Source organism: Moorena sp. SIO1F2 (genome assembly GCF_010672755.1).
Classification (GTDB): Bacteria; Cyanobacteriota; Cyanobacteriia; order Cyanobacteriales; family Coleofasciculaceae; genus Moorena.
Genome location: NZ_JAAHFV010000274.1, coordinates 1 through 8,923 on the forward strand (window position 1 = coordinate 1; position 8,923 = coordinate 8,923).

At 45.6% G+C, this 8,923-nt stretch carries 9 protein-coding genes and 1 pseudogene; 6 read left to right on the forward strand and 4 right to left on the reverse strand.

Translation table 11 applies throughout. The features are described from left to right. Nucleotides 1–223: 223 nt before the first annotated feature. Nucleotides 224–562, forward strand: coding sequence for a 2Fe-2S iron-sulfur cluster-binding protein (locus tag F6J94_RS24980; RefSeq protein WP_293045106.1), 339 nt, complete (start codon nucleotides 224–226; stop codon nucleotides 560–562). A gap of 53 nt (nucleotides 563–615) precedes the next feature. Here F6J94_RS24980 and F6J94_RS24985 read toward each other — a convergent pair. Next, a pseudogene (locus tag F6J94_RS24985) lies at nucleotides 616–723 on the reverse strand (transposase); the annotation flags it as partial. 24 nt (nucleotides 724–747) lie between these two features. On the opposite strand from F6J94_RS24985, the gene F6J94_RS24990 reads away from it, so the two are divergent. The 3 genes from F6J94_RS24990 (at nucleotide 748) to F6J94_RS25000 (ending at nucleotide 2,212) form a co-directional block, all read left to right on the forward strand. Continuing rightward, nucleotides 748–1,317 carry a Uma2 family endonuclease gene (locus tag F6J94_RS24990; RefSeq protein WP_293045108.1) on the forward strand — a complete coding sequence of 190 codons (570 nt, stop codon included), beginning with the start codon at nucleotides 748–750 and terminating at the stop codon, nucleotides 1,315–1,317. Nucleotides 1,318–1,372: 55 nt separating this feature from the next. Next, nucleotides 1,373–1,546: a hypothetical protein gene (locus F6J94_RS24995; protein WP_293022485.1), complete on the forward strand. Its 174-nt coding sequence runs from the start codon at nucleotides 1,373–1,375 to the stop codon at nucleotides 1,544–1,546. A 96-nt stretch (nucleotides 1,547–1,642) separates the two neighbouring features. Next, entirely contained in the window at nucleotides 1,643–2,212 is a 570-nt protein-coding gene (locus F6J94_RS25000) for a Uma2 family endonuclease (protein WP_293045110.1), read from the forward strand. 150 nt (nucleotides 2,213–2,362) lie between these two features. On the opposite strand, the gene F6J94_RS25005 is transcribed toward F6J94_RS25000, so the two are convergent. The 3 genes from F6J94_RS25005 to F6J94_RS25015 all read right to left on the reverse strand — a co-directional run bounded on the left by F6J94_RS25005 (nucleotide 2,363) and on the right by F6J94_RS25015 (nucleotide 4,515). After that, nucleotides 2,363–3,091 (reverse strand): Uma2 family endonuclease, encoded by a 729-nt coding sequence (locus F6J94_RS25005; protein ID WP_293045118.1) that lies wholly within the window; start codon nucleotides 3,089–3,091, stop codon nucleotides 2,363–2,365. Between the two features lie 194 nt (nucleotides 3,092–3,285). Then, complete coding sequence (locus F6J94_RS25010; protein WP_293022490.1) at nucleotides 3,286–3,669, reverse strand: hypothetical protein; 384 nt, start codon at nucleotides 3,667–3,669, stop codon at nucleotides 3,286–3,288. Between the two features lie 708 nt (nucleotides 3,670–4,377). Next, nucleotides 4,378–4,515 carry a hypothetical protein gene (locus F6J94_RS25015; protein WP_293045112.1) on the reverse strand — a complete coding sequence of 46 codons (138 nt, stop codon included), beginning with the start codon at nucleotides 4,513–4,515 and terminating at the stop codon, nucleotides 4,378–4,380. Nucleotides 4,516–4,590: 75 nt separating this feature from the next. Between F6J94_RS25015 and F6J94_RS25020 the strand changes: the two genes are divergently transcribed. Together F6J94_RS25020 and F6J94_RS25025 are read left to right on the forward strand one after the other, a co-directional pair. Further along, on the forward strand, nucleotides 4,591–6,039 hold the full coding sequence (locus tag F6J94_RS25020; RefSeq protein WP_293045114.1) for a SagB family peptide dehydrogenase: 1,449 nt from the start codon (nucleotides 4,591–4,593) through the stop codon (nucleotides 6,037–6,039). A gap of 860 nt (nucleotides 6,040–6,899) precedes the next feature. Beyond that, nucleotides 6,900–8,923, forward strand: a 2,024-nt coding sequence (locus tag F6J94_RS25025) for a PatA/PatG family cyanobactin maturation protease (protein ID WP_293045116.1), incomplete at its 3' end; no start/stop codon positions are given.

Sequence of the window (8,923 nt, forward strand, 5' to 3'; positions counted from 1 at the left end):
TTTTATAAATATCTAGAGGTCTAGTCCTCTGACTAAGCTTTAGGCCCTCAAAGCTTAGTCAGAGGACTAGACCTCTAGATATTTATAAACGCAGCTTATCTAGAACCATCAAACAATAAGAGCACCTTAGTGTATTGCCAGATTGGCTTTGTTCACAACACTAAACATAGCTGCATCTAATTGTATTAAAAAATAAGCTACAGATAAGGAGTAATCTTGAATAATGCCTAAAGTAACAGCACAAGGAAAAAGCTTTGAATGTGACCAGGGCAGTAATCTGCGCAAGGTGTTACTAGACCATGGGGTTGCCCTATACAACGGCAACGCTAAACTAATTAACTGTAGAGGATTAGGTAGCTGTGGTACCTGTGCGGTTGAGATAGACGGGGAAGTATCCGAGCCAAATTGGAAGGATAAAGCTAGGCGATCGCTTCCGCCCCATTCTCCGACGGCAAATCGCCGCTTAGCCTGTCAAACTAAGGTTTTAGGTGATGTTTGTCTTACCAAATATGATGGCTTTTGGGGGCAAGGGGATCAAACTGTCTGGACCCCAGAATCATGAAGTTGTCGATGGTGACTGGAACCTCGGCTGTAGTTAAAACCTAGGGGGTGTCGTTAGTTAAGCCAAACAACAGCAGCAGCGAGATGAATTGCGTCTAAGAAATTTCTAGCAGTTTTATCGTAACGGATTGCCATGGCACGGTATTGCTTGATTTTAGGGAAGAAATTATCAAAAAGAGGTCATAAATGGTTGCTGTTAATCAAATTAGACAAACGTTAACCCTGGCGGAATTTTTAGAACTTCCTGAAACCAAACCTGCTAGTGAATATGTCAATGGACAAATTCAACAAAAATCTATGCCTCAAGGAAAGCACAGCATCCTTCAACGGGAATTGAGTTTTGCTTTAACACTCGCCTTAAAGCCAGAGCGAACTGCCCAGGCATTCCCGGAACTGCGGTGTACCTTTGGTGGGCGATCAATTGTCCCAGACCTTGCCGTCTTTCGTACAGAACGGATTCCTCGTGATCATGATGGCCAAGTGGCCAATTCCTTCAATCTACATCCAGATTGGACCATCGAGATCTTATCCCCCAAGCAGAGCCAAACCAAAGTCATTCGCAACATTCTCCATTGTCTCGACAATGGTACTAACATGGGGTGGTTATTGGATCCGGAAGAGTCCTTGATATTTGTCTATAGTGCCGATAAATCCGTGCAACTTTTTGAGAACTTAGAGGTAGTGTTGCCGGTGCCAGAGTTTGCCGAAGCGGTGCAGCTTAAGGTGGGTGAGATATTTGATTGGTTGAAAGAGTAAACGGATCTTGTAGGATGCGTTCGCGTAGCGGCTCGTACCGAGCATCGCTTTTCTGGTGGGGATTACTGGAACTGAATCCAGCAACAGTAAAAATCTTAAGCATTCAGCTATCAGCTATCAGCTAATGCGCTACTTGAGATGCTACGGCAACAGCTATCAGCCAAAGGCCTGTGGCCACGCTACGGGAACAGTTTATGTCCATAGCACACGCTACAGCAACAGCTTTTGAATAAAATAAGCTGTTCGCGAAGCGTGAGCCTTCGGCTCACGGCTGACGGCTGACCGCTGAATGCTTACTTAAAATCTAACAAACAGGAGTTCATAAATGGTTGCTGTAAATCAAATTAGACAAACGTTGACCCTGGCGGAATTTTTAGAACTTCCTGAAACGAAACCTGCTAGTGAATATGTCAATGGACAAATTGAACAAAAACCTATGCCTCAAGGAGAACATAGTACCTTACAAACTCGTCTTGGTACAGCGATTAATGAAGTTGTTTTGCCGAAAAAAATCGCCCATGCTTTTACTGAGTTAAGATGTACTTTTGGGGGACGTTCTATTGTTCCAGATATTACAGTATTTAGTTGGAATCGTATTCCGAAAACAGAAAAAGGAAGAATTGCCAATAAATTTGAGCTTTATCCTGATTGGGTAATCGAAATTCTTTCTCCTGAGCAATCTGCGAACAAAGTTATCAAAAAAATTTTGTTTTGTCTGAACCAAGGAACAGAATTAGGCTGGTTAATTGATCCTGAAGATGAATCAGTGATGATCTTTAAACCGAATCAATTGCCAGAGATTAAATCAGATGAAGAAATTTTACCTGTCTTAGATAGTCTTAAAGATTGGCAATTATCCGTTGCCGAAATGTTTAGTTGGTTAAGTGTTAAATAATTTTTGGTTGGCGTTTCTTTTTTCCATTTATCGGCCATAAGTCATGGATTTAAAGTAATCACAATGACCAATGACCAATGACCAATTCCAATTACCCAAGCTTGACAAGAGCGATGCTACCGGAATCGATATGATATTCCAGTTGAGCAATTATCCCTCTGGCTCGATGCCTGCTGCTCTTAGCTGCGCTGCCAATTTCTCGGCTCGTTGCCGTTCCTGTTCAGCTCGTTGCTGTTCATGGATGACCAACTCCGAACCCCACAGCAACAGTTCTCCTTGCTGATCCCACCAACGCAACCAGTAACCAGTTCGGTTTTCCCTAGTTCCTTGCCAGATACCCAGAAATAAGCTGATTTGATCAATCCAATAACGGTTATTGCCATCGGGTGGTTGGAGTTGATAACGTCCTGAATCATCTAACCGATAGACTTCTATTACTCCAGTGTCTGGCTCAAAAATGACATAGTTGGGAACCTGTAACACTTGCTCGTAGTAAAACCACTTGCCCGGAGGATAGGTTGGCTTGTTGGAATACTCCCCACCTTCAGTATCACAGAGAAATTCCATGACAATAGCAGGAATATCCCCTTGAAGTGTTGGGGTATAACTGCGTTTCACTTCTTCTCTGGGCACCCGAATCGATGGCACATATCCCCAATCTGGGGCTTTTACCGCGATTTTGCCATTCAAAGTGGCACAGATGCCATAATTGGTAGTAGTCAGGGCATTAGCTGGTAGTTTGCCAGCAATTTCCAAACTTTGTGTCAGAGCAGCAGCCAGGGATGGTTGATTGATATTATCCACTGGTTCGTCATCTAGAACGAAATCATCAGGTAACTTTTCCCAGGTAACTTCGTAAGTAGCTGTGCTAGCTATCATAATTCGTTCCTCTCCGAGCCTGCTCTTATCATGATAGTCAGGCAATTCTAGAGAATCATGGGTGATGGTTTGGCCATTGGCATTTTCTGCACTAGCACTTTTGCGATCGCTAGCTAGAATTTGCCAGTATTGAGTGTTTCGGCTCTCCCCATCTCCCCAAAGCGCCCCCATTCACAATTTAAATGGCTAACAGTTTACTTGACTCGACCCCGGAATCGGATAAACCCATAAGAATTAGGTGGCTCTCCTGGTGCAGTAGCTTGGGGCACATCTCCGACTTCGACAACCACTACTCCATTTTGGTTGATCGCTACATTACATCCTGCGGGCACTGAGGTTCCCGGTGAGTAATAGCGACCGCGATCGCTATCGGGGATATTAGTCAGATAGATGTTCGGCTCAGCTAAACCACTGGTGGCTAAGGGATTGGTACTCTCGAACAAGGCAATCCCGACATCACTAGCTGGGAAACCAGCCGCTTGGTTGAAGGCGTCGGCAATAAAGCTAGTTTCTGCCGGAACTCGGTCACAGATACGCAGGCTCTTGGCGTAATTGCTGCCATTGGAAAGGAAGTACACAGTATGGTAGTGATAAATAAGTAGTGATACAACATTGCATTTACCTTAAATAAGGCATTTTTAATGGAAAAATATAGCAATTTGAATATCAGGTTATTAGTAATAATTATCTAAACTCTAATAAATACTGGGTGCATCTCAGTGTCTTGATGCAGTCGCTCATGGGGGAAACCACGGCAGTCGCTCATGGTTTGAAGTTACCGTAAGATAGTGGAGCCTTATTAACAAATATTTAACCCTTTTCTGCATAACCTGCTAACTATAAAGGCTCCACTATCTAAGGTTTCGTCTCCGGGGGAGACCCCCAAGACCGCGCTGCCTCCCCAAGACCGCTTAGGTGCGCTTGACCCGTAATTAAATTCGCCACGGGTCGCACCTCTGCATCGCTTTTGCAATTAGGCAAAAATTCGGGCGAAAATTCCCGCGCCCGGGCCCCACACTTCCCATCTTTTTTACAAATATGAGATGCACCATAAATACTAGCAGAAGCTTGTTTACCCGCAGACTAGCTACTTTGTATAGACAAGTGTGATCTGTTTTTTCAGTGCATCAAAAGTTGGACTGATTGCTGCCTGTGATCAGAACTTGCTTTTGCAACGTAGGAAAGACAACAAAAAGCTCAACTCGAACACCAACGAGCTGAACAACTCCCAGAACGGTTACGACAGCTGGGCATTAATCCCGATCAAATTTAATACCGAGTTGCATTCAAACAGAGTAGATTGGTTGGATAGGGAGATAGGGAGATAGGGAGATAGGGAGATAGGGAGATAGGGAGATTGGCGGAAGAGAAAGTTGTACGTTTGACCGCAACTTGGTATAATATAGGGTGTTGCTAACGCGCAAAAATTCTTCTCGTTATCTGTTGTCAGCTTGGGTTAATGTTAAATGCAGCCTTACTGTTGACTTCTGACTGGAAGAATGACTTTCTCATCCTTAACTGTTTCCCTCAAACCCGAAATCACCCTCACCTCTGTTGACAGCAATATTCTGCTCCAATCTTCAAGCCGTAAGCTGACATTTCATCAACCGGAACCGGGATTAAAAACTGCTCTAGATGCTCTCAAACAGGGAACCCACACCGCCGGGCAACTTCAAACCTTAGTCCTAGAAACCGACGGCACACAAGTCCGGGAAAAGTTCGATGCTTACCTGAATCGTCTGATCGAACTGGGCTGGATCTGTCACGCCATCCCCCCCTCATCCCCTGAGCTTTCTCCCCTTGCGATCGCTATCCCCATGGTAGGGGATTATTACTTCGATTGTCCTGAGATTGATTGGGATGCGTTCGCATTTACCCTGTCTCGCTTCGCCTATCTCCATCAAGTCGAAGGGGAAATGGTATTAGAGTCTCCCCTTACCAAAGGTAAGATTAAATTTTCAGACTGGCGGGGTCCTGGGTTAGTGAGTCAGTTATCTCAACCCCAAACCGCTGCCAGCTTGAGTCAGGAAATTCCGGGAATTACTGAAGAGATTGCCCAACAGTTTCTCAGTTTACTGTTTGCGGCCCAGATGTTGTCTGCATCCTTTGCTAGTCCTCTTGAAGAAGATGAAGAGGTTGAGAGCGAAGAAGCAACTCCACCCTTAGTGTTTTGGGAATTTCACGATTTACTGTTCCATTCCCGCAGTCGCCTCGGTAGACATAATAATCCCTTGGGTGGCATATTTCCCTATGTCGGTAAAATTGACCCCTTGCCTGGGGTGAAGCCATTGATGACCGATGTGGTGATTCCCTTGGCAAAACCAAACTTAGAGGAACTGAATCAAACCGATATGCCCTTGAGTCAGGCATTGGAAACTCGCCGTTCGATCCGGCGATATGACGAAACCCCGATCACCCTTGAACAATTGGGGCAGTTTCTCTATCGTTGCGCCAGGGTGAAAAAACTCTTCGATACAGAACGGGGAGAGGTCAGTAACCGTCCCTATCCTGGTGGGGGTGCGATTTATGAATTGGAAATTTATCCCGTGGTTAACTCTTGTCAAGGATTAGAACAGGGACTCTATCACTATCACCCCTTAGACCATGTGTTGTGTCAAGTCTCAGCATGGACCGCAGAAACGGAAGCATTAGTTCAGGATGTTTGGTTTGCCAGCGCTCAACATGATCAGCCCCAGGTTGTATTCGTGATTACCGCCCGCTTCGGACGAATGTTTTGGAAATATCAATCCATGGCCTATGCAGCGATTTTAAAACACGTTGGAGTTATGTATCAAACCTTATATCTGGTTGCCACCAGTATGAATTTAGCCCCCTGCGGTATCGGAGCAGGTAATTCTGATCTATTTCAAAAAGCCACTGGAATTGACTACTATGAAGAGTCTTCTGTAGGGGAATTTATGTTAGCTTCTGTTCCAGTCAAACCTTAATAACTATAGCATTTCGATTTGAGCTGAACCGAGGGAATAGCTTGTAGGGTGGGCAAAAACAGTTTGGTTTTTTTGAGTATTCTAGATTATAGAACTTTGCCCACCCTACTATAGCCCTGGACTATTGGGAATAGCTTGTAGGGTGGGCAAAAACAGTTTGGTTTTTTTGAGTATTCTAGATTATAGAACTTTGCCCACCCTACTATAGCCCTGGACTATAGCATTTCGATTTGAGGTATGAACATACTCTCTTAGGGAAAGGCAAGAGGCAAGAGGCAAGAGGCAAGAGGCAAGAGGTCATCAAGAAGCTTTTAGGGTGGTCAAAAACAGTTTGGTTTTTTTGAGTATTCCAGATTCTAGCGTTTCTCGCAGTTATGAGGTACAGTTTTATTTGAGGCTGATTCCTTTAAAACCCTCTTGAATATTGCCTTTTGCCCTCAACATTCAGCAGTCAGCGGTCAGCAGTCAGCGGTCAGCTATAATGCCTAATGCTTAAAATAAACATCGAACAGGATAATTTAATATTTCGAGATTTGACAGAATTGAAAGTTTGGGGATTTGCCCATCTAAGCATATGCTGATAGCTGATAGCTTACCTTTTGCCTTTTGCCTTTTGCCTTTTGCCTTTTGCCTTTTGCCTTTTGCCTTTTGCCTTTTGCCTTTTGCCTTAAAAGGATAAGATTTGTCCTCAAACGTCGCTAAAAATGGCTATATATAACTCTGCCCATTCTACTTTAATTGATATTTTTTTTACACGCAAGTGCCTAAATATTAAGTTTTGTGGCTATATCAGTCTTCTATACCACTGGACATAGTATGTTAACCAATGGCTTAACAATCCAAAATTAGTTTGGGATTCAATGTCTGAAATTGCTAAAATCCCAGGAATACAGGGACTTTGGGAAAAAACCAAAGGGGACTCCCAAGTTGTTGTTGCAGTTCTAGATGGGGTTGTTGACCAGGCTCATCCTTGTTTTGATGGGGCTAGGCTAAAGCGGTTGCCAACGTTAGTTCAGGGAGAGGCACACCCGAGGGGGAGGATGTCGAGCCATGGGACTCATGTTGCCAGTCTGATTTTGGGTCAGCATGGTTCTCCTGTCCAGGGGATTGCCCCAAACTGCCAGGGTTTAGTCATACCTGTGTTCGCCGATGAAGGTCGCCGCCTCTCCCAACTGGATTTGTCTCGTGCCATTGAACAGGCCGTTAATGCCGGAGCGCATATTATCAATATCAGCGGCGGACAACTGACTGACTATGGTGAAGCAGAGGACTGGCTCCAACAGGCTGTCCGTCTGTGCCGAGACAATAATGTATTAATTGTGGCGGCTGCGGGCAATGACGGGTGTGAGTGTTTACACGTTCCCGCTGCCCTTCCGGCTGTCCTAGCAGTTGGAGCCACGGATGGCCAGGGACAACCCCTAGAACTGAGTAATTGGGGTCAAACCTATCAAAACCAAGGGATTCTGGCTCCGGGAGAGAATATTCTAGGAGCTAAACCCGGAGGTGGTACAGTCAGACTCAGTGGCACCAGCTTTGCCACCCCCATTGTCAGTGGAGTTGCGGCACTTTTGCTCAGTCTGCAACGGCAACGGGGTGAAGAACCTGACCCCCAAAAAGTTCGTACTGCCTTGCTAAAAACAGCCCTACCCTGTAACCTACCGGAAAACGATCAGCGTCCTCGTTGTTTGGTGGGTGAGGTTAATATTGCTGGGGCGTTTACTGATTTAACAGGAGAAACCATGTCTGAATCTGAAGAACTCTCAACCGTTGAAGCATCGGGCTGTGGCTGTGACGGAACGCCAGAAACTAGCCCCCAACTGGCACTCAGTGCTGAGGTGACTTCAGCCGTTGATCCCACAGAAGCTCAACCTGCCGTTGCGGCCTCCTCAACTGAGACAGCGGTAGCCCCTGCACAACCCACTGATGTTGCTGTTATTGCTTCTGAACCTCAATCTACACAAGCCCCGGTCACCGCGACCTCTGTATCCACATCAAATCACCAGATCTCTGCAATGTCCAACACTACTGCAAATGCAATTACCCCCAGCCAGCCCGTTCAAGCCAGTGGTGGCGATATAATTTATGTGATCGGAACCCTAGGTTACGACTTTGGAGGCGAAGCAAGACGCGACTCCTTCAAACAGTTGATGCCACCTTATGACATTGAAGGAACTCAGGTGCCAGCAAATCCCTATGATGCCCGTCAGATGGTGGACTATCTGGAGGCAAATCTGTCGGAAGCCAAGTCCTTAATTTGGACGCTGAATATGGAGTTGACTCCGATTTACGCCCTCGAACCTTCGGGGTCTTTTGCCAGAGATGTCTATGCTGCATTTCAGGAATTGCTCTCTGGGGAAGTACAAGCAGAAGATTCTGAGGGATACATTGAACGGGTAAGTATCCCTGGACGGTTAACGGGAAGAACCGTAAAACTGTTCTCTGGGCAAGTTGTTCCAGTGGTTGAACCGGTAAGTCCTCGTGGCATCTACGGTTGGAGGGTGAATACGCTGGTTTCTTCTGCTTTGGAAGCGGTACGGGGTCAGCAGGCAGAGGCAGATGATGAGCAAATGCGGAAAAGCCTCAGCAGTTTCCTCAACCGGGTTTACTATGATCTGCGTAACTTAGGACAAACGTCTCAAGACCGGGCGCTGAATTTTGCGGCAACAAACGCTTTCCAAGCAGCTCAAACTTTCTCTGAAGCAGTAGCAGCTGGAATGGAATTAGATAGTATTGTAGTGCAGCGCAGTCCTTTCTGTCGGATGGATAGTGATTGTTGGGATGTGCAGTTGAAATTCTTTGACCCAGAAAACAACCGTCGTGCCAAGAAAGTCTTCCGGTTTACCATTGATGTTAGTGATTTAATTCCTGTGACTTTAGGCGAAGT